At 67.7% G+C, this 26,789-nt stretch carries 23 protein-coding genes; 8 read left to right on the top strand and 15 right to left on the bottom strand.

Annotated elements, in window-relative coordinates; genetic code table 11:
- The first annotated feature begins 15 nt into the window (after positions 1-15).
- Both AC1EJR_RS05110 and AC1EJR_RS05115 read left to right on the top strand, forming a co-directional pair.
- Entirely contained in the window at positions 16-1,212 is a 1,197-nt protein-coding gene (locus tag AC1EJR_RS05110; protein ID WP_092294749.1) for an amino acid aminotransferase, read from the top strand.
- 150 nt (positions 1,213-1,362) lie between these two features.
- Entirely contained in the window at positions 1,363-2,076 is a 714-nt protein-coding gene (locus tag AC1EJR_RS05115) for a glutathione S-transferase N-terminal domain-containing protein (RefSeq protein WP_092294747.1), read from the top strand.
- A gap of 33 nt (positions 2,077-2,109) precedes the next feature.
- Here AC1EJR_RS05115 and AC1EJR_RS05120 read toward each other — a convergent pair whose 3' ends face one another.
- Positions 2,110-2,934 carry an IclR family transcriptional regulator gene (locus AC1EJR_RS05120; protein ID WP_092294745.1) on the bottom strand — a complete coding sequence of 275 codons (825 nt, stop codon included), beginning with the start codon at positions 2,932-2,934 and terminating at the stop codon, positions 2,110-2,112.
- Positions 2,935-3,036: 102 nt separating this feature from the next.
- Here AC1EJR_RS05120 and AC1EJR_RS05125 point away from each other — a divergent pair, with 102 nt between their 5' ends.
- The 4 genes from AC1EJR_RS05125 to AC1EJR_RS05140 all read left to right on the top strand — a co-directional run bounded on the left by AC1EJR_RS05125 (position 3,037) and on the right by AC1EJR_RS05140 (position 7,964).
- Positions 3,037-4,026 carry a Bug family tripartite tricarboxylate transporter substrate binding protein gene (locus AC1EJR_RS05125; protein ID WP_092294743.1) on the top strand — a complete coding sequence of 330 codons (990 nt, stop codon included), beginning with the start codon at positions 3,037-3,039 and terminating at the stop codon, positions 4,024-4,026.
- Between the two features lie 10 nt (positions 4,027-4,036).
- A complete protein-coding gene (locus AC1EJR_RS05130) occupies positions 4,037-6,400 on the top strand; it encodes a cytochrome P450 (protein ID WP_477113060.1) in 2,364 nt (787 codons plus the stop codon).
- A gap of 128 nt (positions 6,401-6,528) precedes the next feature.
- Positions 6,529-7,014, top strand: coding sequence for a DUF4440 domain-containing protein (locus AC1EJR_RS05135; protein ID WP_092294740.1), 486 nt, complete (start codon positions 6,529-6,531; stop codon positions 7,012-7,014).
- A gap of 107 nt (positions 7,015-7,121) precedes the next feature.
- Entirely contained in the window at positions 7,122-7,964 is an 843-nt protein-coding gene (locus AC1EJR_RS05140; protein WP_092294738.1) for a class II glutamine amidotransferase, read from the top strand.
- 52 nt (positions 7,965-8,016) lie between these two features.
- Here the strand turns inward: AC1EJR_RS05140 and AC1EJR_RS05145 are convergent, their stop codons facing one another.
- The 4 genes from AC1EJR_RS05145 to imuA all read right to left on the bottom strand — a co-directional run bounded on the left by AC1EJR_RS05145 (position 8,017) and on the right by imuA (position 14,507).
- On the bottom strand, positions 8,017-8,442 hold the full coding sequence (locus tag AC1EJR_RS05145; RefSeq protein WP_092294736.1) for a phasin family protein: 426 nt from the start codon (positions 8,440-8,442) through the stop codon (positions 8,017-8,019).
- A gap of 124 nt (positions 8,443-8,566) precedes the next feature.
- Positions 8,567-12,076, bottom strand: coding sequence for an error-prone DNA polymerase (locus tag AC1EJR_RS05150; protein ID WP_477113061.1), 3,510 nt, complete (start codon positions 12,074-12,076; stop codon positions 8,567-8,569).
- Positions 12,077-12,106: 30 nt separating this feature from the next.
- The gene (locus AC1EJR_RS05155; protein WP_477105267.1) at positions 12,107-13,687 is read right to left on the bottom strand and encodes a Y-family DNA polymerase; all 1,581 of its coding nucleotides are present in this window, start codon (positions 13,685-13,687) and stop codon (positions 12,107-12,109) included.
- Entirely contained in the window at positions 13,614-14,507 is an 894-nt protein-coding gene (gene imuA / locus AC1EJR_RS05160) for a translesion DNA synthesis-associated protein ImuA (RefSeq protein ID WP_477113062.1), read from the bottom strand. The genes AC1EJR_RS05155 and imuA overlap by 74 nt, the downstream gene beginning before the upstream one ends.
- A gap of 283 nt (positions 14,508-14,790) precedes the next feature.
- Between imuA and AC1EJR_RS05165 the strand changes: the two genes are divergently transcribed.
- Positions 14,791-15,090 (top strand): hypothetical protein, encoded by a 300-nt coding sequence (locus AC1EJR_RS05165; protein ID WP_255370816.1) that lies wholly within the window; start codon positions 14,791-14,793, stop codon positions 15,088-15,090.
- A gap of 31 nt (positions 15,091-15,121) precedes the next feature.
- Here the strand turns inward: AC1EJR_RS05165 and AC1EJR_RS05170 are convergent, their stop codons facing one another.
- The 6 genes from AC1EJR_RS05170 to AC1EJR_RS05195 all read right to left on the bottom strand — a co-directional run bounded on the left by AC1EJR_RS05170 (position 15,122) and on the right by AC1EJR_RS05195 (position 22,656).
- Entirely contained in the window at positions 15,122-15,619 is a 498-nt protein-coding gene (locus AC1EJR_RS05170; protein ID WP_092294728.1) for a DUF1579 domain-containing protein, read from the bottom strand.
- 169 nt (positions 15,620-15,788) lie between these two features.
- Positions 15,789-16,157 (bottom strand): DUF2880 domain-containing protein, encoded by a 369-nt coding sequence (locus tag AC1EJR_RS05175; RefSeq protein ID WP_143093892.1) that lies wholly within the window; start codon positions 16,155-16,157, stop codon positions 15,789-15,791.
- Positions 16,158-16,264: 107 nt separating this feature from the next.
- Positions 16,265-19,381 (bottom strand): efflux RND transporter permease subunit, encoded by a 3,117-nt coding sequence (locus AC1EJR_RS05180; protein ID WP_092294724.1) that lies wholly within the window; start codon positions 19,379-19,381, stop codon positions 16,265-16,267.
- Positions 19,382-19,387: 6 nt separating this feature from the next.
- Positions 19,388-20,560: an efflux RND transporter periplasmic adaptor subunit gene (locus tag AC1EJR_RS05185; protein WP_092294722.1), complete on the bottom strand. Its 1,173-nt coding sequence runs from the start codon at positions 20,558-20,560 to the stop codon at positions 19,388-19,390.
- A 2-nt stretch (positions 20,561-20,562) separates the two neighbouring features.
- A complete protein-coding gene (locus AC1EJR_RS05190) occupies positions 20,563-22,005 on the bottom strand; it encodes a TolC family protein (protein ID WP_477125677.1) in 1,443 nt (480 codons plus the stop codon).
- 240 nt (positions 22,006-22,245) lie between these two features.
- Complete coding sequence (locus AC1EJR_RS05195) at positions 22,246-22,656, bottom strand: auxiliary protein of the heavy metal cation-transporting efflux system HmyCBA (protein WP_092294720.1); 411 nt, start codon at positions 22,654-22,656, stop codon at positions 22,246-22,248.
- Between the two features lie 256 nt (positions 22,657-22,912).
- On the opposite strand from AC1EJR_RS05195, the gene AC1EJR_RS05200 reads away from it, so the two are divergent.
- Entirely contained in the window at positions 22,913-23,260 is a 348-nt protein-coding gene (locus AC1EJR_RS05200; protein WP_441592788.1) for a hypothetical protein, read from the top strand.
- A gap of 54 nt (positions 23,261-23,314) precedes the next feature.
- Here AC1EJR_RS05200 and AC1EJR_RS05205 read toward each other — a convergent pair whose 3' ends face one another.
- The 4 genes from AC1EJR_RS05205 to metC are packed head-to-tail and all read right to left on the bottom strand — an operon-like array spanning position 23,315 to position 26,773.
- A complete protein-coding gene (locus AC1EJR_RS05205; protein WP_092294718.1) occupies positions 23,315-24,085 on the bottom strand; it encodes an amino acid ABC transporter ATP-binding protein in 771 nt (256 codons plus the stop codon).
- Complete coding sequence (locus AC1EJR_RS05210) at positions 24,082-24,732, bottom strand: amino acid ABC transporter permease (protein WP_092294716.1); 651 nt, start codon at positions 24,730-24,732, stop codon at positions 24,082-24,084. Before AC1EJR_RS05210 ends, AC1EJR_RS05205 begins: the two co-directional genes overlap by 4 nt.
- 3 nt (positions 24,733-24,735) lie before the next feature.
- Positions 24,736-25,566, bottom strand: coding sequence for a transporter substrate-binding domain-containing protein (locus AC1EJR_RS05215; RefSeq protein WP_092294714.1), 831 nt, complete (start codon positions 25,564-25,566; stop codon positions 24,736-24,738).
- Positions 25,567-25,612: 46 nt separating this feature from the next.
- Positions 25,613-26,773 (bottom strand): cystathionine beta-lyase, encoded by a 1,161-nt coding sequence (gene metC, locus AC1EJR_RS05220; protein WP_092294712.1) that lies wholly within the window; start codon positions 26,771-26,773, stop codon positions 25,613-25,615.
- Positions 26,774-26,789: the final 16 nt, after the last annotated feature.

Below are 26,789 nucleotides of genomic sequence, written 5' to 3' on the forward strand. Positions count from 1 at the left end.
AGCCAGAGCTTTCCCATGTTCGAACACATCGAAGCCTTTCCGGGCGATCCGATCCTCTCGCTCAACGAGGACTTCCAGCAGGACCCGCGTACCAACAAGGTCAACCTGAGCATCGGCATCTATTTCGACGGCGAAGGCCGCCTGCCGGTGATGCAGGCCGTGGCCGAAGCCGAAGCCGCGCTGCTCGCGGACATGGGCCCGCGCCCCTACCTGCCGATGGCCGGCATTCCCGGCTACCGCCAGGCCGTGCAGGCGCTGGTGTTCGGCGAAGACTGCGCGGCCCGCGCCGAAGGCCGCGTCGCCACGGTGCAAACGCTGGGCGGCTCCGGCGCGCTGCGCGTGGGCGCCGACTTCCTGAAGCGCTACTTCCCCACCGCGCAGATGTGGATCAGCGACCCGAGCTGGGAGAACCACCGCGTGGTCTTCGAGCGCGCCGGCTTCCAGGTCAATGCGTACCCGTACTACGACCCCGCCACGGGCGGCCTGCAGTTCGACGCCATGCTCGCGGCCATCGAAGCCATTCCGCAAGGTGGCATCGTGCTGCTGCACGCCTGCTGCCACAACCCGACCGGCGTGGACCTGAACCAGGACCAGTGGCGCCAGGTCATCGCGGTGCTCAAGGCGCGCAAGCTGCTGCCCTTCGTGGACATGGCCTACCAGGGCTTTGGCGCGGGGCTCGACGACGACGCCTTCGCCGTGCGCGAACTGGCCCGCCAGAACGTGCCGGCGCTGGTGGCCAACTCGTTCTCGAAGAACTTCTCGCTGTACGGCGAGCGTTGCGGCGGCCTGAGCGTGATCTGCCAGAGCGCCGACGAAGCCAGCCGCGTGCTGGGCCAGCTCACCGGCGCCGTGCGCGCCAACTACAGCAACCCGCCCACCCACGGCGCCCGCGTCGTCGCCCGCGTCCTGACCACGCCCGCCCTGCGCGCCAGCTGGGAGCAGGAACTGGCCGCCATGTGCGAGCGCATCGCCCACATGCGCCAGGCCATCCACGACAAACTGCGCGACCACGTCAGCGGCGAGGCCCTCTCCCGCTACATCACCCAGCGCGGCATGTTCACCTACACCGGCCTCTCCGCCGATCAGGTCGAACGCCTGAAGGCCGAGCACGGCGTGTACATCCTCCGTTCCGGCCGCATGTGCGTGGCGGGGCTGAACGAGCGCAATGTGGGGGTGGTGGCGAGTGCGATCGGGGACGTGTTGAAGGGGTGAAAGCCTTCGCGCTTGTGATGCATGCGTAACAAGACGGGCTGCTCTTGCGGCCTGTTTTGTTTTCTAGAGTGCGCTGGATTCGCCCCGGCAGCATTCCGCCATCCGGTTTACCATCGCGGATCTTCCCAAGATTCCGACAGGAGCCCGTGCATGGCCGCAGCAGATTTGTCCGCCTTCCCGATCACCCGCAAGTGGCCGGCGCAGCATCCCGAGCGCCTGCAGTTGTATTCGCTGAACACCCCCAACGGCATCAAGGTTTCGCTGATGCTGGAGGAGCTGGGCCTGCCCTACGAGCCGCATCTGGTGCGTTTCGACAAGGATGACCAGACCACGCCCGAGTTCCTGTCGCTGAACCCGAACAACAAGATCCCGGCGATCCTCGATCCGAATGGGCCGGGCGGCAAGCCGCTGGCGCTGTTCGAGTCGGGGGCGATCCTGATCTACCTGGCCGAGAAGACCGGCAAGTTCATGTCCACGGACCCGGCGGCCCGCTACGAGACGATTCAGTGGGTGATGTTCCAGATGGGCGGCATCGGGCCGATGTTTGGCCAGATCGGCTTCTTCCACAAGTTCGCCGGCAAGGACTACGAGGACAAGCGGCCGCGTGACCGCTACGTCGCGGAGTCGCGCCGGCTGCTGGGCGTGCTCAACGAGCGGCTCAAGGGCCGGCAGTGGATCATGGGCGATGACTACACGATTGCCGACATGACCACCTTCCCGTGGGTGCGCAATCTGGTCGGTTTCTACGAGGCCGGCAGCCTCGTCGGATTCGACGACTTCACCGAAGTGCGCCGTGTGCTGGACGCCTTCCTGGCCCGCCCCGCCGTGCAGCGCGCGGTGAACATCCCCAAGCGTCCCGAGTAAGACCCTTTCCCGGGCGCAGGAATCAGGCAGGAATCAGGCGGCGAAGCCCAGCAAGGTGCTCACCGCCGCCGCTTCCTCGCGCACCGCGCGGCCGGTCGGCCCGTCGATCGATGGGTCGAAGCCGCCCGTGGCACCCAGCGCGGTCAGCACCGCGCACACCCGCCCCGTGTAGTCCCGCACCGGCGCCGCCACGGCGCTGATCCCCTTCAGATTGGTATCGCGCACGGCCGCGCAGCCATCGGCGCGCACCGCCGCGCGTAGCGGGCCGAGCGGGTCCTGGGCGTCAAGCAGCGCGCGCTGCTCCGGCGTGGCCGCCCGCAGTTCCGCCTCCGCCAGCGCCTGCACGCGCTGGTCGTCGAGCAAACCCAGGAACACGCGGCCCGTGGCCGACCACAGCAGCGGCATCACCGATCCCACCCGCACGTTCACGGTCACCGGCAGAGCCGGTTCCTCGAACCGGACGATGGTCGGCCCCTTGTTGCCCATCACCGAGATGAAACAGGTGATCTCCAGCCGCTCGCGCAGCCGGATCAGCGACGCCTCGGCCAGCCGAATTGGGTCGGACTGCCGCATCGCGGCCAGCCCGATCTGGAGCGCCTCCAGCCCCAGGTGGTACTGCTGCGTGCCGCTCTCCTGCGCCACCAGCCCTTCCTCGATCAGGCTCGCCAGGTAGCGATGCACCTTGGCCGGACTTTCGTCGATATGGGCCGCGATGGCCGTCAGGCTGGCACGGCCGCCCAGGCGCGCCAGCCCCTTGAGCACGGCCATGCCGGTCTCGGCGGCCTGCACGCGCTGGCGGCGTTCGCGGGGGCGGGCTTCGGGCTCAGGACTCCCGGGAATGTCGGGTATGGCTGGCATGGCGTTGGGTTAACCCCCATTCAACGATTACGCATTGCGTATATGATTTACGCAAAACAAGGCCACATACTATCCGGCCAAATACCAAGGAGACAAGCACCCATGCCCCGCCATCGCGCTGCCGGCCTCATCGCGGCATCCCTGACCTTTGCGTTTTCCGCTGCCTTCCCTTCGGCCCACGCCGCCGACGCCTATCCGAGCAAGCCGATCCGCTGGATCGTGCCCTACCCCGCTGGCGGCGGCTCGGACTTCCTCGCCCGCACCATCGGGCAGGGGCTCTCCGCCAAGGTCGGCCAGCCCGTGGTGGTGGACAACAAGCCGGGCGGCAACACGGCGATTGGCGCGTCCGAGACGGCGCGGGCGGCAGCCGATGGCTACACGGTGCTCTCGGCCGATAACGGCACGCTGGTCTTCAACCCGGCGCTCTACAAGACGCTGTCGTACAACCCCGCCAAGGACCTCGCGCCGGTGACGCTGCTGGGCCGCTTCCCGATGATCCTGGTGGTTGGGCCGGGCACCACCGCCAAGACCGCGCAGGAGTTCATCGCCCAGGTCAAGGCCGCGCCGGGCGGCGTGAACTACGGGTCCGCCGGGGCCGGCAGCCCGCACCACCTGGCCATGGAACTGCTCAAGGTGGAGGCCCAGCTGACCATGACCCACGCGCCGTATCGCGGTGCGGCGCCCGCGCTGTCCGACGTGGCGGCCGGCCAGATTCCCGCGATGATGGTCGACTACGCCGCCGGCGCCGGCTTCATCAAGGGCGGCAAGGTGCGCCCGCTGGCCGTGGCCAACGCCACGCGCCTGCCGCAACTGCCGGACGTGCCGACCTTCGCCGAACTCGGCTACCGGAACGTGGAAGCCGCCGCGCTGGTCGGCATGGTCGTGCCGGCGGCCACGCCGCCCGAGGTGATCGCCACGCTGAACAAGCAGGTGGTGGCGGCCATCAAGGAGCCGGCCATCCATAAGAAGCTGGTCGATTTCGGCGTGGAGCCGGTCGGCAACACCCCGGCGCAATACAGCGAGCTGCTGCGCAGCGAGATTGCGCGCTGGACCAAGCTGATCCACGACCTGAAGATCACGCTCGATAACTGAGGTTCGCTGTATGTCGTCATCCGCCACGCCCCCGTCTTTCTCGTCCGCCGCCGCCCGTCCGGGCGGTTGTCCCATCGACCACACCGCGCTGCGGGCGCCCAACGGCTGCCCGGTGAGCGCCCACGCGGCCACGTTCGATCCGTTCGAGGACGGCTACCAGCAGGACCCGCCCGACTACGTGCGCTGGTCGCGCGAGCAGGAGCCGGTGTTCTACAGCCCGAAGCTGGGCTACTGGGTGGTTACGCGCTATGACGACATCAAGGCGATCTTCCGGGACAACCTGACCTTCAGCCCGTCCATCGCGCTGGAGAAGATTACACCCACGGGCGACGCGGCCAACGCGGTGCTGGCCTCCTATGGCTATGCGATGAACCGCACGCTGGTCAACGAGGACGAGCCAGCCCACATGCCGCGCCGCCGCGCGCTGATGGAGCCGTTCACGCCCGCCGAACTGGCCCACCATGAGCCGATGGTGCGGCAACTGACGCGCGAATACGTCGATCGATTCATCGACAGCGGACGCGCTGACCTGGTCGACCAGATGCTCTGGGAAGTGCCCCTGACCGTGGCGCTGCACTTCCTCGGCGTGCCCGAAGAGGACATGGACCGGCTGCGCCAATATTCGATCGCCCATACGGTGAACACCTGGGGCCGCCCCAAGCCCGAGGAGCAGGTGGCCGTGGCGCACGCGGTAGGCAATTTCTGGCAGCTCGCCGGCAAGATCCTCGACAAGATGCGCGAGAACCCGGACGCGCCCGGCTGGATGCAGTACGGCCTGCGCAAGCAGCGCGAGCTGCCCGAGGTGGTCACCGACTCCTACCTCCATTCGATGATGATGGCGGGCATCGTGGCGGCGCACGAGACCACGGCCAATGCGTCCGCCAACGCGATCAAGCTGCTGCTCCAGCACCCGGATGCCTGGCGCGAGATCTGCGCGGACCCGGCGCTGATCCCCAATGCGGTGGAGGAATGCCTGCGCCACAACGGCTCGGTGGCGGCCTGGCGCAGGCTGGTCACGCGGGATGCGCAGGTCGGCGGCATCGCCCTGCCGGCCGGCAGCAAGCTGCTGATCGTCACCTCGTCCGCCAATCACGACGAACGGCATTTCGCCGATGCGGACCTGTTCGACATCCGCCGGGACAATGCCAGCGACCAGCTGACCTTCGGCTACGGCTCGCACCAGTGCATGGGCAAGAACCTCGCGCGCATGGAGATGCAGGTCTTTCTGGAGGAGCTGACGCGCCGGCTGCCCCATCTGCGGCTGGCCGAGCAGTCGTTCAGCTACGTGCCGAACACCTCGTTCCGGGGGCCGGAGCATCTCTGGGTCGAATGGGACCCGGCGCGCAATCCCGAGCGCACCGATCCGTCCGTGCTGGACTGGCGCGACGCCGTGCGGATTGGCGAGCCCTCCGGGCAAGCCATCGCCCGCACTGTGGTGGTAGAGCGGATCGACCCCGTGGCGGACAACGTGGTGCGGCTGCGGCTGGTGGCGCCCGATGGCAAGGTGCTGCCGCGCTGGGCGCCGGGTGCGCACATCGACGTGGAGTGCGGCCATACGGGGATTTCGCGCCAGTATTCGCTGTGCGGCGATCCGGCCGACGCGGGCGCCTTCGAGATCGCCGTGCTGCGTGAGGTCGATAGCCGGGGCGGCTCGGCCTGGGTCCATGACGTGCTGCGCGCGGGAGACCGGCTCCGCATTCGTGGCCCGCGCAATCATTTCCGGCTCGACGAGGGCTGCCGCAAGGCGATCTTCATCGCCGGCGGCATCGGCGTGACGCCGGTCAGCGCGATGGCGCGGCGGGCCCGCGACCTGGGCATCGACTATACGTTCCACTACTGCGGCCGCTCGCGCGCCAGCATGGCCCTGCGCGAGGAACTGGCCGCGCTGCATGGCAACCGGCTGCACGTCCATGCGGGCGACGAAGGCCAGCGCGCCGACTTCGCCGCGCTGCTCGGCACGCCCGACCCGCAGACGCAGATCTACGCCTGCGGCCCGGCGCGCATGATCGCGGCGCTGGAAGACCACTGCGCCGCGTGGCCGGAGGATGCGCTGCGCGTGGAGCACTTCGTCTCGGCACTCGGCACGCTCGATCCGTCGCGGGAACAGCCGTTCACCGTCGAACTCAAGGATTCCGGCCTGACAGTGGAGGTGCCCGCCCACCAGACGCTGCTCACCGCGCTGCGCTGCGCCAACATCGACGTGCAGAGCGATTGCGAGGAAGGCCTGTGCGGCTCCTGCGAGGTGCGCGTGCTGGCGGGCCAGATCGACCATCGCGACGTGGTGCTCACGCGCGGCGAACGCGAGGCGAACAGCCGGATGATGGCCTGCTGCTCGCGCGCGGTGGGCGGCGGGAAGCTGGTGCTGGAGCTGTAGCGCGCCACGTCAAGGCCGGCGCCCCCGCCATCCGTGCGCTACCGCACAGACTCGCCAGCCCCGGCGCCGTTACCTGCCGCGCCCACGCCTAGTATTCAAGGCTCAATCCCGGGCCTGAGGAGACCGTCATGGCGCGCTACCAGATTGCTGCTGCGCTGGCCCTGCTGCTTGCCGGCTGCGCCACGAGCCCGGGTACGCCCGGCAGCACACAGGCGTCGCGCACGGAGAACTGCAAGGCGACCTCCGAGCAGGAAATCTCGGCCCTGTTCGACCGCTGGAACCGCTCCCTGCAGACCGGCGACCCCCGCAAGGTGGTGGCCAACTACGCGGAACGATCGATCCTGCTGGCCACGGTGTCCAACAAGCCGCGCGTGACACCGGCCGAGAAAGAGGACTACTTCACCCACTTCCTGCAGAGCGGGCCGTCCGGCAAGATCGACTTCCGCACCATCGAAATCGGCTGCAACACCGCCGTGGATGCCGGGCTCTACACCTTCACCTTCGCCCGAACCGGCGCCACGGTGAAGGCGCGCTACACCTACACCTACCGCTGGGACGGCACGCAGTGGCTGATCACCAGCCACCATTCGTCGGCCATGCCGGAGAAGACCTAACGCGGCCCGATATTGCGCCGCAGCACGACTACCATCGGTCGCATCCGTCACAACACGCGCGTAGTTGCTATCCTGAAGTGGAGAGCCCACACACAGGAGACGCCCCCATGTGCCGCTGGCTGGCCTATTCCGGCCGTTCCGTCCCGCTCGAGGCTGTGTTGTTCCAGCCCGAGCACTCCCTGATCGACCAGAGCCTGAACTCCCGGCTGGGCCACACCACGACCAATGGCGACGGCTTCGGCGTGGGCTGGTACGGGCGGCATTCGGAGTTGCCGTTCCGCTATCGCGGCCTGCACCCGGCGTGGAGCGACACCAACCTGCGCGAGGCCGCCCGGGCGGTGCGGGCGCCCCTGTTCGTCGCTCATATCCGGGCGGCCACCGGCACGCCCACCCAGGAAACCAACTGTCACCCGTTCCGCTTCGGGCGCTGGCTGTTCGTCCACAACGGGCTGATCCGCGACTTTCCGCTGGTGCGGCGCGACCTGATGATGGCGGTGGCGCCGCATCTGTTCCGCTGGATCGAGGGTTCGACCGACTCCGAGGTGATGTTCTTCCTGGCGCTGACGTTCGGGCTGGAGCGCGACCCGCGCGGCGCGCTGGAGCAGATGGCCGGCCTGATCGAGGAGGTGGGGCATCGCCACGACGTGGAGCACCCGCTGAACATGACCGTTTGCGTCATGGACGGCCAGCAGATCGTGGCCGTGCGCTATTCCAGCGAAAACGCGTCGCGCTCGCTGTTCCACAGCACCTCGTTCCGGCAGCTACGGGCGCTCTATCCGGAAGACCCGCGCATCATCGCCGCCGGCGACGACGCCTTTCTGGTGCTGTCCGAGCCCCTGATTGACGTGCAAGGCGTCTGGGAGGAAATCCCCGAGGCCACGATCCTGGTGGGCAAGGGCGGCGAGATCCAGCACCTGCGGTTCACGCCCCGGCTGCCGGTGCGGGCCTGAGCGGGCCTGGGCGGGCACCCCCGGCCGGGCCCGGATCGTCGTTACCCGTCGCTTACTTCCCGGGCATTTTCATCAGCCGCTTGGCCTCTTCGATGTTCTGCTCGGCGCGCTGGGTCATCACGGCCAGCGCTTCCGCTTGCGATTTCTGGGCCATTTCCGCCAGTTCGCGCATGTTGTTGAACGCCGTCTGCAAGCCTTGCTGGACGAACTCGCCCTGCCGGGCCATGGCCGCGGCAGGATCGCCGCCTGCGGTCAGCTTCTGGGCCGCGGCCTGAATCTCCTGCATGCTCTGGCTCAGGATCTCGGCCTGCTTTTGCACCAGCGCCTGCATGCCTTCGTAGGCAATCTTGTTGGCCTCCGTGATGGCGTCGATATCCTTGCGCCGGGCTTCGATCACCGCCGTCATGTCGACGCCGGGCAGCTTGTACTGTTCGAGCAACTTGGTGAAATCGGTAAACGGATTGGGCGATGTTGCCATGACGCATCTCCTCGTTGAGGTGGGGGAAAGCCGAAAAACCGGGCAGATCGTGCTGGCCGATCGCGGCGCGGTTGCCTAAGTGTAGGTGCTACGGGCGACGGATACGATGCTCGCCGGCCATCCCTCAATGAAAATCCCGGCTCTCCGCCATCAGCTTGCCCAGCAGCGGGCTCAGGTCGACCAGTTCCTGCGCCACCAGGTGCCTGACCTCGCCCTGCCTTTGCCAGGTGCCGATCACGCCCAGCAGCTTGGCGCCGAGCACCTCCTTGCGCTGCCGCTCCACCAGGTCGGGCCAGATGATCACGTTGATCGGCCCGGTTTCGTCCTCGATGGAGGTAAAAATGGTGCCGTTGGCCGTGGAGGGGCGCTGGCGCACCGTGACGATGCCGCACGCGCGCACGCGGCGGCCGTTGCCCAGCCGCGATAGCTGCTGCGCCGTGAGGAACTTGAGCGCCGTCAGGCGGCGGCGCAGCAGGGTCAGCGGGTGGCATTTCAGGGAGAGCCCCAGGCTGGCGTAGTCGGCGGCCACGTCTTCGCCGATCTTCGGCTCGGGCAGCAGCAGCTCGGCTTCGGCCGGGGGTGCCTCGTGCAGCAGGTCGCGGTGCACGGACTGCACCGCCGCGCCGCGCGCCAGCCAACGCGCCTGGCGCCGGTGGCCGGCCAGCGACACCAGCGCGTCGGCCGCCGCCAGGACGTCGATGTCGTGCTTGTCCAGCCCCGCGCGCCGTGCCAGGTCTTCCACGCTCTCGAACGGCCGTTCGGCCCGCGCCGCCTCGATGCGCAGCGCGGCATCCTCGCGCATGCCGCGCACGCGGCCCAGCCCCAGCCGCACGTCGCGGTAGCGCTGGCCGGGGCGGCGGGCCTCCAGCGCGCTCTCCCAGCCGCTGACGGTCACGTCCACGGGCTGCGTCACCACGTCATGCCGGCGCGCGTCCTGCACCAGTTGCGACGGCGAATAGAAGCCCATCGGGTGGCTGTTCAGCAGGCCGCACAGGAAGGCATCGGGATGATGGCACTTGAGCCACGCGCTCACGTAGACCAGCTTCGCGAAGCTCGCCGCGTGGCTCTCCGGGAAGCCGTACTCGCCAAACCCCTCGATCTGCTTGCAGATGGCCAGCGCGAAGGACTCGGGATAGCCGCGCGTGGTCAGCGCGCGCACCAGCGCATCCTGGTGCTTCTTGAGATCGCCGCGCCGCCGCCACGCCGCCATCGAGCGGCGCAGTTGGTCTGCCTGCCCCGGCGTGAAACCGGCCGCGTCGATGGCGAGCTGCATCACCTGCTCCTGGAAGATCGGCACGCCCAGCGTGCGGCCCAGCACGCGGCGGATCACGTCGTTGAAGTAGGTCGGCAGCTTGCCGGTGCGGCGCAGCGCCTCGCGCCGCTTGAGGTAGGGGTGCACCATGCCGCCCTGGATCGGTCCCGGCCTCACGATGGCCACCTCCACCACGAGATCGTAATATTTGCGCGGCTGCAGGCGCGGCAGCATCGACTGCTGCGCGCGCGACTCGATCTGGAACACACCCACGGTATCCGCCTTGCAGATCATGTCGTAGGTGGCGTCGTCGGTCTCGGGCAGGTCTTCCATGCGGCACGGCAGCCCGGCCCGCTCGGGCTCGGGATTCGGGATCATCGCCAGCGCGCGCCGGATGGCGGTGAGCATGCCGAGCGCGAGCACATCCACCTTGAGCAGCCCCAGCGATTCGAGGTCGTCCTTGTCCCACTGGATCACGCTGCGGTCGGCCATGGCCGCGTTCTCGATCGGCACCAGCCGCGACAGCTTGTGCCGCGCGATCACGAAGCCGCCCACGTGCTGCGACAGATGGCGCGGAAAGCCGCGCAGCTGCTCGGTCAGGCTCGCCCATTGCCGCACGGCCGGGGAGTCGGGGTCCAGGCCGTAGCGCGTAATGCGCTCCAGGAACGCCGTGCCGCCATCCCACCACGCCTGGCCCTTGACCACCTGCTCCACCACGCTCGGGTCGATGCCGAGCGCGCGCCCCACGTCCCGCAGCGCGCTACGGGAGCGATAGGTGATCAGCGACGCCGCCAGCGCGGCCCGATGCCGGCCGTACTTCTCGTAGATGTACTGGATCACCTCCTCGCGCCGCTGGTGCTCGAAATCGACGTCGATATCGGGCGGCTCGTCGCGCTCGCGCGAGAGGAATCGGCCGAACAGCAGGTTGGCCTGCTCCGGGCTCACCTCGGTGATATGCAGGCAGTAGCAGACCAGCGAGTTGGCGGCCGAGCCCCGGCCCTGGCACAGGATGCCGCGCTGGCGCGCGAAGCGCACGATGTCGTGCACGGTCAGGAAGAACGGCTCGTAGTGCTTTTCCTCGATCAGTTCGAGTTCGCCCTCAAGCTGCGCCTCCCACTCGGGCTCCATGCCGTGCGGAAAGCGCTCGCGGCTGCCCCGCTCCACCTCCTTGCGCAGGTAGCTGATCGGCGTCTCGCCGTCGGGCACCAGTTCCTCGGGGTATTCGTAGCGCAGCGTGTCCAGCGAGAACCGGCACTGCTCGGCGATCTTCAGCGTCTGCGCCAGCGCCTCGCGCGGATAGAGCCGCGACACCACCTGCCGCATGCGCAGGTGCGCCTCGGCATTGGGCGCCAGCGCCATGCCGCAGGCGGGCAGCGGCTGGCCGAGCCGGATGGCGGTCAGCACGTCGGCCAGCGGCTTGCGTGAGCGCACGTGCATGGTCACGGCGCCCGCCGCCACCAGCGGCACGCCGGTTTCCGCCGACACGGCCTGGAGCCGGGTGCGATGCAGCGCCTCGGCATGGCCCTGCAGCAGTTCCAGCGCGATCCACACGCGCGCCCCGAACGTCTCCCGGCACCACAGCGCCTGCGCGCGCAGCACATCGGGATCGGCGCAGTAGTCGGGCAGCAGGATGGCGAGGCAATCGGGCATGCCGCGCAGGTGCGCCTGATCCGGCTCGGGGCTGGCGAGGTCGGACGGATACAGCAGATAGCTGCCCTTCTCCGCGCGCGTGCGGCCCAGCGTGATGAACTCGCAGAGATTGCCGAAGCCCTCGCGGTTCTGCGCCAGCAGCAGCAGGCGCGGGGGCGGCATGGGCATGGCATAGGGCTCGGGGGGCTGCCCGGGGGAGGCCGTCAGCGTGAAGCGGCTGCCGAGGATCACGTTGAACGCATCGGCGGCGGCGGCGCGCGCCTCCAGCACGCGGTGGCGGTGCGCGGCGGCATCGGGGTCGTCGTCCGGGTGGTCGCCCGGGTGGTCGTCCGGGTGGTCGCCGATGAGCGGCAAGGCGTCGGGGTCGCCCTCCTCCATGTCGTCCACATCGTCCATCCCCTCCATTCCATCGGGTGTGAAGGCATGGACCAGCTCGGCATCATCGAACTCGCCGTCCGCCTGCCCCGCCGCCAGCCGGCGGGCGCTGCGCGCCACGGCCTCCCACATCTCCTCGCGCAGCACCTTGATGGCGTGATGCGCGCGCGCCGTGCCCGCCACCGAGCACTCGTCGGTCAGCGCCAGCCCGCTGTAGCCGAGCTGGAATGCGCGCGCGATCAGTTCCTGCGGATGCGAGGCGCCGGTGAGGAACGTGAAGTTCGACACACAGTGCAGCTCCGCGTAATCGGGCAGCGAGGGCAGCAGCGAGGAGAGGCCAGGAAGCGACGACAGCATGGGGAAAACGTCAGGAATATTCAGGCGAAATCAGGCGAACAGCCCGTGCAGGAACCAGCGGTATTCGCCGCCCTCTTCCTGCCCGCTGCGGGTGGGATGGCCGGGGCGCTCGCGATAGACCCAGCAGCGCAGCCCGTCCGCCCGTTCGGCGATGAAATAGTCGCGCGTGGCCAGTCCGCCATCCCACCAGCCGGCTTCGATGCGCTCGGGGCGGGTGAGCATGACCAGCGGGCCTTCGTAGACGGGCCGGTGCCGCTGCACGCGCAGCGGCCGGGGCGCCTCCAGCAGCCACAGCGGCCGTTCGGGCGGCAGCGTGCCGGTGGCGGGCGCGCGGGGCGGCGGCTCGTCCACAGGGCCCCACTGGTTGGCGCATTCGGGGCGATGGTCGGCCAGCGGGCGAGGCTGCAGCACGTTGTCGCGGCCGAGGCGGGCCATCAGCGTATCGATCAGCCGGCCCAGTTCGGCCGGCGCCGCGCCGGGCTCCGGGAACAACGAATCGCTCTGCGGCAAGCAGGTCTCCATCGCCTCCACGCGCAGCGCCAGGCCGCCCACGGGCGCGTGGAAGCGCACCTTGTCGAGCTTCTCGCGCAGCAGCTTCGACAGGTGCACCGGGTCACGGCTGGGCTGCGCCAGGCCCAGCGGCACGAGCGTGCTGTCCATGTCCTCGCCCAGCCGGTAGCGCTCGTGCTCCAGCACCAGCACGCAGCGCGTAACGCCGGCCTGCTGCGCCGCCAGCCAGCCGGACAGCGCCAGCAGCAGCCGCTGCGCGCCGGCCAGCACCCCGTCGGCCGCTTCGATGCGCCCCGGCAGCTCCATCCGCTGCGCGAAGGCAGGCGGCGCCTCGAACCATGCAAAGCCGGCCGGCGCCTGATCGTAAGCCTGATCGAGCCGCGCCAGCAGTGCCGTGCCGATGCGGCGCGACAGCCCCGCGCGCGGCAACTGCCTCACCTGCCCCAGCGTGCGGCAGCCCACGCCCTCGAGCCAGCCCGGATCGGCCAGCGTCTGCAGGCACGCCACGGGCAGGGCATCGAGCAGGCGCGTCATGCGGGCAGGCTGGATGGCGCGGCGCGCGGGCCGCACGATCCCGCGCCGCGTCCGGCGCAGCGGCTGCCGGGCGAGCCAGGCCGCGCCCTGCGCCGTGGTGCCGCAGCCCAGTTGCGCGAACGTGCCGAGCTGCCGCACCCGCGCGCGGATGGCACGGCACAGCGCGCGGTGCCCGCCGAACAGGCGCAGGCTGGCGGTGACGTCGAGCATCACGGTGGCCGATTCGGCATCCGGGTCGATCGTCACGGCCGGCGTGAAGTGGAGCAGCGTCAGCGCCACGTCGGTCATCAACGCCTCTTCGGCCGGGAGGCTGCGCTCCAGTTGCACGACCTCCGCCGACAGCGCCTGCACGCCGCCGCGCCGCATGCCGAACGCCACGCCGAGGGCCACGGCCGGGCCGTTGGCCAGCACCACGCGCTCGTGCGCCATCACCGCCACGGGCAGCGCCTGTTGCAGCGTGCCGGAGGCGGGGACGGACGGCGCACCGGCGGCCTCAGGCCAGCTCGGTTGCAGCGCGTCCAGCGGCAGGCGCGGCAGATGCACCGCGATCCAGAACGTCGGCAGCATGATGAGGGGGCACCACGGAAGGCGCGGTGGGAGTGACAGGAGCGGTGGGAGTGACGGGCGTGGCGACGCGTGCGGGCACGTGCGCCATGCCGCCCAGCGACAGTTGCAGCGGCGCGTCCCGCACGGGGCCACGGCGCTTGTGGAAGGCAATCGACAGCATGTTGCCGGGCAACGGCGACAGCGCCAGCCGCAGCACGGCCGGCGACGATTCCTGGAGCACGCGCAGGGGCCGCAGCACCCAGACCACGGTATCGCCGGCCTGGGCCAGCACCTGAAGCCGGCGCAGCGCCTCGGGCCGCGCGGCGCCGAGCCACACCAGCACCGCGCCGAACGCCTGGCTGCGCAGCATCTGCTCGGCCGCCCAGAGCATGTCCGTGCGGCGCGAGGCCGGCGGGGTGGCCGCCGGCGGCCGCACCCAGTAGAGCTGGCGCGCAGGCAGGCCGGCCAGCCCCGCCAGCCCAGCGGCATTCGGCAGATAAGGCGGATTGACGAACGCCACCCGCCGCCCCGCCGCGGCCAGCGTGCGCAACGCCGGCATCAGCAGGCGCAGTTCGCCCACGCCATCGTGGGCGAGCAGCAGTTCGGTGACCGCGCCAGCGGGCCAGCCCCCGCCGGGCAGCTCCTGCGCCAGCGCGTCATAGCCGCTCGGGCACACGGGCAGCCGGCCGGCATGGCCCAGTTGCCCGGCGCGCCACAGGCCGGGGTAGCGATGCTCGAGTTCGGCCACCGAGGCCCGGTGATCGGGCACGGGATCGGGAGGCGAAGGCAGTGGAGACGCACCATCCTCCTCGGCAGGCAGGATGTGCGGGGGCGCAGTCATGGTGATGAATTCGGCACACGCGGCGGGCGTGCGCCATCGGAAGATTGACGATTACTGTATGTTTATACAGTATCGACGCTGGCGCAAGAGGGGCATGGCCGAAGTGGAACGCGCGCCGCCTCGTTGGGCGAAAAGTGGCCCAAAAGGCCCCACATCTCCCACTACAGTGGGGCAACTGCCACGAAACGACGTGGCGGATTGCAAACAAATGTCAATCCGGATTGTGCAGCGCGGGGCAGGTGCGGAAAAATGCGCCCCTATGAAACGGAATACACGTCAATGTGTGCATCTTCTGATCGCCGGTTTGCAGCGCGAGGGTCCGCTGCGCCGCGACGCGCTGGCTGACGCCAGCGGCTTGTCCCCGGAGGAGACCACCCGGGCGCTGAAGGCCGCGCGGCAGATGAGCGTGATCGACCATGTGCCCTACGGCCCGGGCACCCTGCCGGCTGCCGTCTACTACCAGCTGACGGGGCGCGAACTGCCGCCCGCGCGCAAGAGCACGCGCATACCGCCCGCGCCCGACAACCGCTTCCAGCCCCTGCTGGACGCCTGGTGGAACAGCGACGAACTGGACCGGGTCTGAGGCGTCCGGCTTCGACGCCCCTCCCCGCGCCCTACTTCTCCCGCCGATACCGCGCCTGCATGATCTGCATCCATTCGCCGTCATCGCCCTGCATGAATGAGGTCAGCGTGCGGTTGTCATCGTCCTGGAAGGCGATCACGTCGCGGAATTTCGAGGTCTTGCCCGGCACCAGCTTGCCTTCCGGCGTGAAGGTCGGGCCATCGGCGCGCAGCGTCAGCGTGCGGCCATCGGCCTCGAGGTCACCCTCGTAGATCCACATATGGGTCATCATCGACCCGATGAAGGTGCCCACGAAATGCTTGCGCGTGGGGTCATAGCCCAGCGTCATCACCGTGACGGCCTGCCCGCAGCCGGGCATCTCGCCCTCGGAGCGGCCCTGCACCCAGAGGTCGCCCACGGCGCCCACCTGTTCGGGAATCTTCCACTTCTGCGGCGGGGTGTCCGGCCCCATCACCGCCTCGCCTTCGGCCATCCATTTGCCCACCAGCTTCTGCAGCCAGCGGTGTTCGTTGGTCGTTTCGGTCTGCATTGCAACGGTCTCCTGTTGATCGGTTTGATTCAGTCGATGATGTCGCTGCCTATTTGTGTACAGCGTACACAAGAGCTTAGGAGATGGTCCCGTACGTGTAAAGACGCGCCAATGAAAAAGCCGCCAAGATGACAGCATTGTCATCTTGGCGGCTCGCAAACCCTTGTATTTACTGGGGCAGCCGTACCTTCGGCACGATGAACTGGTTGCCGGGCGCGCGCATGACATCACACTGGGCGTCGCCCTTGCGCGTCTCGCCGGCCTGGTTCACGAACTCGACGTTGCCGACCACGCTGTAGAAGTCCTCCGCCACGCGCCGCGTGGTGCCGCGCACCCAGCGGAAGCGGTCGGGGTTCGGCAGCCTGGCCTTGACGGCCTCCATGCAGGCCACGGGTGCCTCGGGTGCCTCGGGGCGTCCGCCGCGCTGGCCCAGTTCGATATTGACGGGCGCCTCGGTAGCGAAGGCGAAGGTCGAGAGCGTGGCAGCAGCCAGCGCCACCAGCATGCGGCGCCCCTGCCGTGAAACCGGCAACGTCATGGAATCCCTCCGAAAAACGAAAAACGGCCGACACGCGTGGCGTGCCGGCCGGCCGTCATTGTACTGCGACGTCAGGGGTCAACGTCAGGGCCAACGTCATACCGCGCCTACACCGACATGTCGCGCGGCTCCGGCTTGCTGTCGTCGAACCAGCGGTACAGCACCGGCACCATCACCAGCGTCAGCAGCGTGGAGGTGATCAGGCCGCCAATCACCACCACGGCCAGCGGACGCTGCACCTCGGAGCCCGGTCCGGTCGAGAACAGGAACGGCACCAGGCCCAGCATGGCGATCGTCGCGGTCATCATCACCGGGCGGAAACGCTGCGTGGCGCCGCGCACCACCGCGTTGCGCAGCGACATGCCCGACTCGCGCAGCGTGCGGATGTACGACACCAGCACCACCCCGTTCAGCACCGCCATGCCCCACAGCGCGATAAAGCCCACGGACGCCGGCACGGACAGGTACTCGCCCGTCACGAACAGCCCGATGATCCCGCCGATTGACGCGAACGGCAGCACCGTGATGATCAGCGTGGCAAAGCGCAGCGAGTTGAACAGCAGGAACAGCAGGAAGAAAATCGCGGCGATGGTGATCGGCACGATGATCTTCAGGTGGCCCATGGCGCGCTCCATGTTCTGGAACTGGCCGCCCCACTCGAAGTAGTAGCCCTCGGGCAGCTTGACCTTGCTCTCGGCCGCGCTCTGGAGTTCGGCCACGAAGCCGCCCAGGTCGCGGTCCTTCACGTTGATCATCACCACCACGCGGCGCTTGGCCATTTCGCGGCTGATCTGCGCCGGGCCGTCGCTGACCTCGATCTTGGCCACGGACTCCAGCGGCACCTGCACGCCGCCCGGCGCCGGCACCAATAGCTGGCGAATGGCCTGCACGTTGTCACGGAAGTCCTCGGGCAGGCGCACCGCCGCCGCGAAGCGGCGCTCGCCCTCGAAGATGTCCGTGGCGCGCTTGCCGCCGATGGCAATCTCGATGATGTCGTGGATGTCCGACACGTTCAGCCCGTAGCGCGCAATCGCCTGCCGGTCGATCTCGATCGACAGGTATTGCTGGCCCGAGATCCGCTCGATCCGCACGTCCTGCGAGCCCTGGATGCCGCCCGCCACGCGCGCGATCTCGCCGGCCAGCTCGCGCAGCTTGTCGAGGTCGTCGCCGAAGATCTTCACCGCCACGTCGGAACGCACGCCGCTGACCATCTCATCCACGCGGTCCGAGATCGGCTGCGCCATCACGACCTGCACGCCCGGAATGGCCTTGAGCTTCTCGCGAATGGCGTTGGCGATGTCGTCCTGGGTCCAGCCGTCCGGCCACTCGTCGCGCGGCTTCAGGCTGGCGATGGGGGTGGACTCGTTCTGGCCCTGCGGGTCCGCCGGGCTCTCGCCCCGACCCACGCCGGACACCACGGACTTCACGCCCGGCACCTCCAGCACCAGCTTGTTGGCCATCTTCTCGAGCTTGATCGACTCCTCCAGCGAGATGTTCGGCACACGGTCGATGGCGGGCACGATGGAGCCCTCCTTCATCTCGGGGATGAACGAGGTACCCAGCAGCGGCACGATCAGGATCGTCGCGACGAACAGCCCCACCGCCGACAGCACGGTGGTCTTGCTGTTCTGCAGCGCCCAGTGCAGCATACGCAGGTAGTTGCGCTTCATGAACGCGATGAGCTTGGTGTCATGCTCGGCGCCGCCCTTGAGCAGGTAGGCGGACAGCACCGGCGACAGCGTCAGCGACAGGAACAGCGAGATCGCCAGCGCAATCGAGATCGTGAAAGCCAGCGGCGCGAACATCTTGCCTTCCATGCCGGACAGCGTCATCAGCGGCAGGAACACCAGGATGATGATGCCTACCCCCACGATCACCGGCGTGGCCACCTCCTGCACCGCCTTGACGAGGATCTCGGTGCGGGTCAGCCCCGATTTCTCGGCGTGGCCCAGCCGCTCGAACGCGTTCTCCACCACCACCACGGAGCCATCCACCATCAGGCCGATGGCGATGGCCAGCCCCCCGAGCGACATCAGGTTGGCCGACAGCCCCACCTTGTTCATGACGATGAACGTCATCAGTGGCGTGAGCACCAGCGTGGCCAGGACAATCACCGACGAGCGCACGTCCCCAAGGAACAGGAACAGCACGATCACCACCAGCACCACGCCTTCGAGCAGCACCTTGGTTACGGTCCAGAGCGCGGCGTCCACCAGTTCGCTGCGGTCGTAGTACGGCACGATCTGCAGCTTGCCGGGCAGCATGCCGCGGTCGTTGATCTCGGCCACGCGGGCCTTCACGCGGCTGACCACTTCCTTGGCGTTGCCGCCGCGCATCATCATCACGATGCCGCCCACGGCCTCGGTCTGGCCGTTCTTGACCAGCGCGCCCTGTCGCACCTCGTGGCCGATGGTCACCTGCGCCACGTCGCGCAGGTAGACCGGCGTGCCGTTGACCTCCTTCAGCACGATGCTGCCGATGTCGTCCACGCCCTTGGCCAGGCCCACGCCGCGAATCAGGTACTGCTCGGCATAGTGCGGCAGCACGCCGCCGCCCGAGTTGGCGTTGTTACGCGCCAGCGCCTGGTAGACCTGCTGGATGTTGACCCCGTAGTGGCGCATCCGCTCCGGGTTGACCAGTGCCTGGTACTGCCGCACGTAGCCGCCCTGCGAGTTGATTTCCGCCACGCCGGGGATCGAGCGCAGCAGCGGCCGCACCACCCAGTCCTGGGCGATGCGGCGCTCGGCCAGCTCTTCCTGCGTCAGTTCGCGGTTGCCGTCATCGGCGCGATCCAGCGTGTACTGGTAGACCTCGCCCAGGCCCGTGGAAACGGGGCCGAGCACCGGCGTCACGTCCGCCGGCATGCGCCCGCCCACCTCGATCAGCCGCTCCATCACCAACTGGCGCGCGAAGTAGACGTCGGTCTTCTCCGTGAACACCAGCGTGATCAGCGACAGGCCCGCCTTGTTCAGCGAGCGCATTTCCTCGAGGCCGGGCAGGCCGGTCATCGACATTTCGATGGGCACCGTGACAAAGCGCTCCACCTCCTCTGGCGAGCGCCCGGTGGCTTCGGTGGCGATCTGCACCTGGACGTTGGTCACGTCCGGGAACGCATCGACCGACAGCTTGCTGGCAGCGCGCAGGCCGAAGAAGAACAACACCACGGCAATCACGCACACCACCAGCCGCTGTTTGATAGCGGCTTCAACTAGGGATGTCATCATGGCCGCTTACCCCTGTTCCAGGCGCTTGCGTTCATTGTCCAGATGGAACGCGCCCTCCACGACCACGCGGTCGCCCGGCTTGATGCCGCCCTGCACCACACGCATGCCGTCGCTCTCGGCGCCGAGCTTGACCTTGGTGATGCGGTACTGGCCCGGGGAGGTCTCCACGTAGACCTGCTCGTCGTTGCCATCGCGCACCACGGCGGACTCCGGCACCACGAGCTGGTCCACCGGCTTGCCTGCAATCAGCATGCTGGCCAGCATGGCGGGCTTCAGGCGCCCTTCCTTGTTCTCGAGTTCCGTGCGCACCAGCACCGTGCGCGACTGCGGGTTCACGGTGCGGCCGACGTAGATCAGCTTGCCCGTGATACGGCCGGCGCCATTGGCCACCGACGGCACATCGATATCGACACTCTGGCCCTCGGCCACCTGGGCGGCCTGCTGCTCGGGCACCTCGGCGACTACCCAGACGTGCGAGAGGTCGGCCACGGTGTAGAGCGCGTCGGCGGGCTGCACCACCTGGCCCTGGGCCACGTTGCGCTCCACCACGGTGCCCTGGATGCTGGAGTAGACCGGCGAGTACGAGTCGATGCTGCCGCTCTTGGCCAGCGTGGCAATCGACGCCGCGGACATGCCGAGCACGCGCAGCTGGTCGCGGTAGGCGCGCATCTCGGCGGCGGCGATGGCGTATTCGCTCTCGCGGCGCTGCAGTTCGGCGCGGCCGATCACGTCGGCGGCAAACAGCTGGCGCGCGCGCTCGGCATTGCGGGCCTGCAGCGTGCTCTGCGCCTCGGCCTTCAGGAAGGCCATCTGGGCGGCGCCCAGCTCGCTGCTGTGCAGGCGGGCGAGCACCTGGCCGGCCTTGACCTCCTGGCCGAGGATGCCGTACAGGTCGGTCACCCGGCCGGTCACGCTGGCGCCGATGCGGGACACGCGCTGTTCGTCGAAATCGATGCGGCCGGACACGCGCAGCATCTCGCTGAACGGGGACGTGGCGACGGGCGCCACCTTCAGCGTTTTCTGGAGGTTCTCTTCGGGCTTGACGATGCCGGGCGGCAACTTGGGCGCCTCGGCGGTCGGCTCGGGTTTATCGGAGCAGCCGGCCACGGCCATCAGCATGACCGCGGCGGCGATCAGGGAAAGCAGGCCACGTGGACGATAGGGATGATGGGGGCGCATGATCAGTTCGGAGTCGGCGGATTCGGGGAGTCGGACATCGACGGCGCAGCGGGTGCACCGGGCGCACCGGGTGCGACACCGGCAGCGGTGCCGGGGGCGGTCGACATAAGCTTTTCAATCTGGATGGCGGCAACCTGGAGTTCGTACTGCGCGGAAATCAGTTCGCTGCGGGCGTTGCGCAGCACGCGCTGCGCGTCCAGGTAGTCGAGAATGCCCCGCTCGCCGAAGCGGTAGGCGGCCTCGGCCACGCCCAGCGCGGACTCGGCCTCGCGCACGATGCCGGACTCCAGCGCCGTGACCTGCGCCTGGGTGATCTCGTACTGGCGGTAGGCGGTTTCCAGCTCCTGGTTCAGCTCGAACTCGCGCGCCTCCAGCGCGGTGCGGGCCTGGGTGGCCTGCGCCGCCGCCTCGCCCACCGGGCCGCTGCGGCGGTCCCACAGCGGAATCGTCATGACCAGGCCGATCTGCGACACGTTGTTGTCGGGCTGGCGATCCGTGCTGGCACGCACGGCCACTTCCGGCCAGCGCAGCGAGCGCTGGTAGTCCACACCCAGCCGGGCGCGCTCCAGCTCCATGCGGCGCTGGGCCAGTTCCGCGTTGCCGGCCTGCATGGTGTCGCGCAGCACGGGCAGGTTCGGCACATCCGGCGCGCTGCCCAGGGTGCCGGTCAGTCGGAAGTTCGACGGCAGCGCCCCGCCCACCTGCTGGCGCAGCGCGGTCTTGGCCTGCTCGACGCGCAGCTCGGTGGTCTGGAGCGTCTTCTGGGCGGCCAGCAGTTCGGTCTCGGCCTTGATCAACTCGTAGCGCGGCGCTTCGCCCACGTCCACACGCACCTTGGCGCGGGAATGGATCTGGCGCATCAGGGACAGGTCTTCCTGCGCGGCGGCCAGCTCGGTCTCGCGGCGCAGCACCTGGTAGTACGAGGTCTTCACGCGCGCGGAGAGGTCGCTGCGGAACCCCTGGCGCACGGCCTGCGAGGCTTCGAACCCGCGTCCGGCCATCTCCTGGCGCAGGCTGCGCTGCTGCGGATAGTCGAACTTCTGGACGAAGGCGTAGGACGGCGCGTTGCCGCTGGCGACACCGGCCTCCTTGCCGTGAAGTCGACCGTACATCACTTCGACCTGAGGATTCGGATAGGCCCGCGCGGTGCTGATGGCCGCGGACGCGGCATCGACATTGGCCTGCGCGGCCTCCACGCCCTTGTTGGTGGACTGGGCCAGCGAGAGCAGGTAAGGCAGGTCGAAGCTGTCGGCAGCGGCCATCGTGGCCGGTGAGGCGGCGCGCGGCAGCGTCACGGGGCCGGACGGCGCGGCAGGCTTGGTGGTGGCGGACTGCGCCACCTTGGGCGCGGCGGCGGAGCCACCGGGCACAGGCTGCGCGGCCATTGCCGGCGCCGCTACCAGCGATAGCGACGCGACCCAGGTCAGCGTTTTATTGATAGTCATGTCGGAATCAATCGAGCGATACAACTGCCCGACGCCGCCACGATGGCCAGGCGCGTCCTCGGCTGCGGCGGGCGCGAGAGGACCTGCATGGCATCACGCCGTGACGGCTCGGATCACGGACGCTTGGGGGCGCTCAGGGGCAATGGACGGGACGACGGACGGCTGGTTAAGAGTAGTCGCTCAATGCCATGAAGACAGAGGCGACCGTGTCAGAGACAGCGCGCGGGGTGGCCCGGGAGATCAGGCGAGGAGATTGGGCGGCCGGAACAGGCCGTCCGGTTGGGATGCGGAGCGTCCCGGCAGGATGGGCGCCACGTCGTCGATCGACTGGGCCAGTTTCATGTCGGGGAGATCGAACAGCGCGCTGGATTCCTCGATTTCATCGAGCAGGTCCAGCGGGTCGAGCAGATCGGCCGACCAGATATTGCAGTAGCCGGGCGGCGGCGCGTTGTCGAACAGCGCCTCGGCCTCCAGCGCGGCATCGCCGGGCAGGACGATCTGGGCGAGGTCGTCACCGGTTGCCAGCATCGCGTCATAGTCCGGCATGGCCGCCTCCACCTTCGGCGTGCCCGCGAGCGCACCCGCCGCTGCCGTAAAGGACAGCGCGGACAAGCACAGGGCAGTCAGCACGAAGAGGATGAAACGTCTCAAAACGGGGGCGCGATGGGCGTTGGGGCGATTGGGGGCACGCACCGGGACGGCGCTGGGGTTCTTGCAGAACACGCACCAGTACCGGCGTTGCTGCGGTACAGCATTGTAACCGAACGCAACAATTGACTGGTCAGACGGGGTAGTAGTTCCCCTAAGACCGTCGCCCCGATGCCCGCGGTCATCCCCCGCAGCGGTGCTACGATCGCCGCTTTGGAACCCGCAGCGCGCCGGCGCACGCACGCGCCGCCATCGTCATATGCATCGAATTTTCCGTAGATCGCTGATCCGGCTGACCATTTTCCTGAGCCTCGCCACCGGCACCCTCGCCGCCCACGCCGAAGGCATCGACCTCGACTGCGACCCCGCCCTGGCCGCCACCGCCCTCCCCGCCCACCGCCTGATCTGCGACCACGCGCTGCTATCCATGGGCTACCGCCGGATCTTCGCGGACCAGCAGCGGTTGCTGCGGGAGCAGAAGATTACGGACGCGGATGTGGCGGCGTTCCGCAAGCAGCGGGATGCGTGTACGTCTTTGGAGTGTCTGGATGTGGTGTTTTCGCGGTGGAAGGTGAAGGCAGGGGCGGTCAAGGGGAGAAAGCCCTGAGCTGGCGGCGCCTGGCGGGTCGATCTCCTCCCGCGTGTCGCGGCCAGCGCAGGCTCAACTCGCAATGAGATTCAGAAACCGTTGCACGCCAGGATTGTCGTTGCCGCGGAAGAACTGCTGCGGAGGCGCATCTTCCACTACCACGCCACCTTCCATGAATACGACGCGGTCAGCCACGTCCTGAGCGAAACGCACCTCGTGTGTCACCACCAGCATCGTCATGCCTTCCCGCGCCAGTTCGCGCATGACTACGAGCACATCCTCGCGGAGCACGGGGTCGAGTGCGGACGTTGGCTCATCGAACAGGATCACATCGGGATCCATGGCCAGGCCGCGTGCAATGGCCACGCGCTGCTTCTGGCCACCGGACAGGCGTGACGGATACTCATTGGCCTTGGCACTCAACCCTACACGCTCCAGCAGCGCCATTCCCCGTGTCATGGCCACCTTGCGGTCGACCTTCTTGACACTCACCGGGCCTTCGATCACGTTCTCGATAACCGTGCGATGCGGGAAGAGGTTGAACGACTGAAACACCATCGCGGATCGCTGGCGGATCGCGGCGATCCGCTTCCTGTTCTCGCGCGAGAGCTCCCGATTCGGAAAGCACTCGACTTCCGTGCCGCAGACCCGTATGGATCCGGCGTCGGGCTGCTCGAGAAAGTTCAGCGAGCGCAACAGCGTGGTCTTGCCAGACCCGGAGGGTCCCATGATCACGACGACCTCGCCCTTGGCGACGCTGAAGTCGACGCCAAGGAGTACCGGCGTTCCACCGAATGATTTGGTCAGGCCACGTACGCAGATTGTTGCTTCCGTATTGTTCATAGATAACGCTTCGACGCCCTGCTTTCCAGCACTGTCTGCAGGATCGTCAGGATCTGGTTCACTACCCAATAGATAAGCCCGACCATCAGGAACATTTCCATGTACCGGAAGGTGGTCGCGCCGACCTGCTCGGCGACCCGGGTCAACTCCACCACCGTGATCGTCGACGCCAGCGAGGTATCCTTGATCAGGGCGATCATGCGGCTGCCCACGGGCGGAATGGCAATGCGAAGACCCTGCGGCAGGATCACGCGCGACATGGCCTTCCAGTACCCCATGCCGAGCGACATCGCGGCTTCCCATTGGCCCTTGTCCACCGCGCCGATACCCGCCCGGAAGTTCTCGCTCAGATAGGCCGCGGCAAACAGCGTGAGTGCAAGCAGTGCAGCGGGAATCGGGTCGAGCGTCACACCGTAGTGCGGCAATCCGAAATAGAGCAGCAGGATCTGTACGAGCAGCGGCGTGCCCCGGAAAACCGACACGTAAGCGAAGGCCAATGCCCGCAGTGCAACGAAGCGGGAGAGCCGGGCGAGGGCCAGCAGCAGGCCGAGGATCGACCCGAGCGTGAACGCGCCGAGCCCCAGGAACAGCGTCATCAGGACGGCGTCCTTGAGCAGTGGCAGCGAACGGAGGAATAGCTCGCCCATCACTTACTCCTTGTCTTCGTTTGCCCTGGCAATGGCACCACGCATGTCATAGTCATGACTTACCCACCGCTTCGCCAGCCGGTCGACCGTGCCATCCGCCAGCATCTCGCCAATTGCCTTGTTGATCGCCGCCGCCAGGGCTGGCTGGTTCTTCGCGAGCGCAGGCGCCGAGAGCTGGTAGGTCAGCGGTTCGCCGACCTCCTTCAGGGGAAGCTTGTTGACCGTCGCGTATCGCAGCCCGCCAAAATGCGACACGATCACCGCATCGATGCGCCCGTTGGCGAGATCGCTGAACAGTAGTCCGCCGTTGTCGTAGGAGCGCAGTTCGGAAGACGTGAGATGCTTGCGTGCCCAGGATTCGTTGCTGGAGCCCGTTGTCACGCCGACGCGTTTCGCGCCGAGATCGCCACGTCCCTTGATGGTCGTAGTGTCGGCACGCACAAAGATCCGGAAGTCCTCCGCACCGTACGGCGTGCCGAAGTCCACTTGCTTGCTGCGCTCGACCGTCGGGGTCAGGTCGTTCATGACCACGTCGTACTTACCCGCCTTCAGGCCTTCGATGAAGTTCTTTCCCGAGTCGGCGATGAACACGACCTTCTGTACACCCATGCGCCGTGCCACTTCCTTGGCGATCTCGACGTCGTAGCCGGCAGGCTGGTTCTTCTCGTCGAGCATGCTCCACGGCGGGCTGCTTTGGGTGTTGGCCACACGCAGCACGTTGTCTGCCTTGATCTTCGGAAGGAGATCGGTAGCGTGAGCGGCCGGCCATAGGCCCATCATCACACCCACCAAGAGTGCCTGCCTGAGTCGCATTGTCAGAGGCCAACGTTTCATTTTTTATCCTGTTGCTGTGAGTGTGTGTGGGGGGGGGGGGGAGAAATCAGACCGGCCGATGGCCAGCATACTGTTCGAAGCCGTGCTCAAGGTCGGCGATGAGTCGCTGCGTGTCCTCAAGACCAATGGACACGCGGAAGATCGGCTGGTCGGTGGGTGGGAATCTGCGAGCCTTCTGGATCCCTGCCGGGTAGAACGCGATCAGACTATGCGTCCCGCCCCAGCTTGCACCGATCGAAAACACCTTGAGCGCGTTGAAGAACGCTGCGACCGCCTGTTCCGGGGCAGGTTTGAGCACGAATGAGAATAGGCACCCGGCAGCCGTGAAGTCCCGCTTCCAGATCGTATGCCCGGGGTCGTCTGGCAAGGCAGCGAACAGCACGCGATCGACAACTGGGTGGTGCCGCATCCATTGCGCCACCTCCAGTGCGCGCCTGCCCTGCTCGGCGAAGCGCAAGGGGAACGTCTCCAGACCGCGCAACACCAAAAAGCAGTCGTCCGCACTCACGGCAAGGCCCAGGGTGGCTTGCGCCTCGCGCAGTTTTTCGTACAGCGTGAAGTCGTTCGTGCTGATCGCACCCATCAGCAGGTCGGAATGCCCGCCGAAGAACTTCGTGGCGGCCTCGATACTCATGTCCACACCATGCAGGAGCGGCTGGAACCCAAGCGGACTCGCCCAGGTGTTGTCCATCATGGTGAGGATGCCGCGCCGCCGGGCCTCGGCGGCAATTTTCGGTACATCGGGCATTTCCATCGACACCGTCCCCGGAGACTCGAGGCAGATCATCCGTGTCGACGGCAGGATGTAGGAAGCGATGTCGCTGCCGATGTCGGCCGGATAGACATCGACATCCACACCGAGCCGGGCCAGCCAGTCGCCCGCGAAGGCCTTCAGGCCGCCATAGCACGCGTCGGAAATCAGGATGTGGTCGCCGCTTTTGACGAATGGCATGATCGCGCTGACCAGCGCGGCCTGCCCAGACGGAACAACGACGCAGTGGCTGGCGCCTTCCAGCGCTGCGATCCTGCCCTCCAGCTCGCGGTGGGTCGGGGTACCAGTCACCCCGTAGCTGAATCCATCTGGCTGGCGTGATTTTCGCGCAACGAAATCTTCATACGAATCGAATACGATCGTGGACGCCCTGAATACACCAGGAGAAAGACTCTCAAAAGGTTGGTTACGGTAGTCGGCCGGTGGCGTGCTCATTTTTCAATGCCAGTGA

This window comes from Cupriavidus sp. 05T42 (assembly GCF_056396345.1).

Coding starts and splice junctions, on each gene's coding strand:
- metC (WP_092294712.1), bottom strand. CDS start 26,773: ATGAGCACGCCACCGGCCGACTACCGTAACCAACCTTTTGAGAGTCTT.
- imuA (WP_477113062.1), bottom strand. CDS start 14,507: ATGACTGCGCCCCCGCACATCCTGCCTGCCGAGGAGGATGGTGCGTCT.
- AC1EJR_RS05185 (WP_092294722.1), bottom strand. CDS start 20,560: ATGCGCCCCCATCATCCCTATCGTCCACGTGGCCTGCTTTCCCTGATC.
- AC1EJR_RS05215 (WP_092294714.1), bottom strand. CDS start 25,566: ATGAAACGTTGGCCTCTGACAATGCGACTCAGGCAGGCACTCTTGGTG.
- AC1EJR_RS05155 (WP_477105267.1), bottom strand. CDS start 13,687: ATGCTGCCGACGTTCTGGATCGCGGTGCATCTGCCGCGCCTGCCGCTG.
- AC1EJR_RS05130 (WP_477113060.1), top strand. CDS start 4,037: ATGTCGTCATCCGCCACGCCCCCGTCTTTCTCGTCCGCCGCCGCCCGT.
- AC1EJR_RS05115 (WP_092294747.1), top strand. CDS start 1,363: ATGGCCGCAGCAGATTTGTCCGCCTTCCCGATCACCCGCAAGTGGCCG.
- AC1EJR_RS05200 (WP_441592788.1), top strand. CDS start 22,913: ATGCATCGAATTTTCCGTAGATCGCTGATCCGGCTGACCATTTTCCTG.
- AC1EJR_RS05170 (WP_092294728.1), bottom strand. CDS start 15,619: ATGCAGACCGAAACGACCAACGAACACCGCTGGCTGCAGAAGCTGGTG.
- AC1EJR_RS05135 (WP_092294740.1), top strand. CDS start 6,529: ATGGCGCGCTACCAGATTGCTGCTGCGCTGGCCCTGCTGCTTGCCGGC.
- AC1EJR_RS05180 (WP_092294724.1), bottom strand. CDS start 19,381: ATGATGACATCCCTAGTTGAAGCCGCTATCAAACAGCGGCTGGTGGTG.
- AC1EJR_RS05140 (WP_092294738.1), top strand. CDS start 7,122: ATGTGCCGCTGGCTGGCCTATTCCGGCCGTTCCGTCCCGCTCGAGGCT.
- AC1EJR_RS05145 (WP_092294736.1), bottom strand. CDS start 8,442: ATGGCAACATCGCCCAATCCGTTTACCGATTTCACCAAGTTGCTCGAA.
- AC1EJR_RS05120 (WP_092294745.1), bottom strand. CDS start 2,934: ATGCCAGCCATACCCGACATTCCCGGGAGTCCTGAGCCCGAAGCCCGC.
- AC1EJR_RS05150 (WP_477113061.1), bottom strand. CDS start 12,076: ATGCTGTCGTCGCTTCCTGGCCTCTCCTCGCTGCTGCCCTCGCTGCCC.
- AC1EJR_RS05125 (WP_092294743.1), top strand. CDS start 3,037: ATGCCCCGCCATCGCGCTGCCGGCCTCATCGCGGCATCCCTGACCTTT.
- AC1EJR_RS05205 (WP_092294718.1), bottom strand. CDS start 24,085: ATGAACAATACGGAAGCAACAATCTGCGTACGTGGCCTGACCAAATCA.
- AC1EJR_RS05110 (WP_092294749.1), top strand. CDS start 16: ATGTTCGAACACATCGAAGCCTTTCCGGGCGATCCGATCCTCTCGCTC.
- AC1EJR_RS05210 (WP_092294716.1), bottom strand. CDS start 24,732: ATGGGCGAGCTATTCCTCCGTTCGCTGCCACTGCTCAAGGACGCCGTC.
- AC1EJR_RS05175 (WP_143093892.1), bottom strand. CDS start 16,157: ATGACGTTGCCGGTTTCACGGCAGGGGCGCCGCATGCTGGTGGCGCTG.
- AC1EJR_RS05190 (WP_477125677.1), bottom strand. CDS start 22,005: ATGACTATCAATAAAACGCTGACCTGGGTCGCGTCGCTATCGCTGGTA.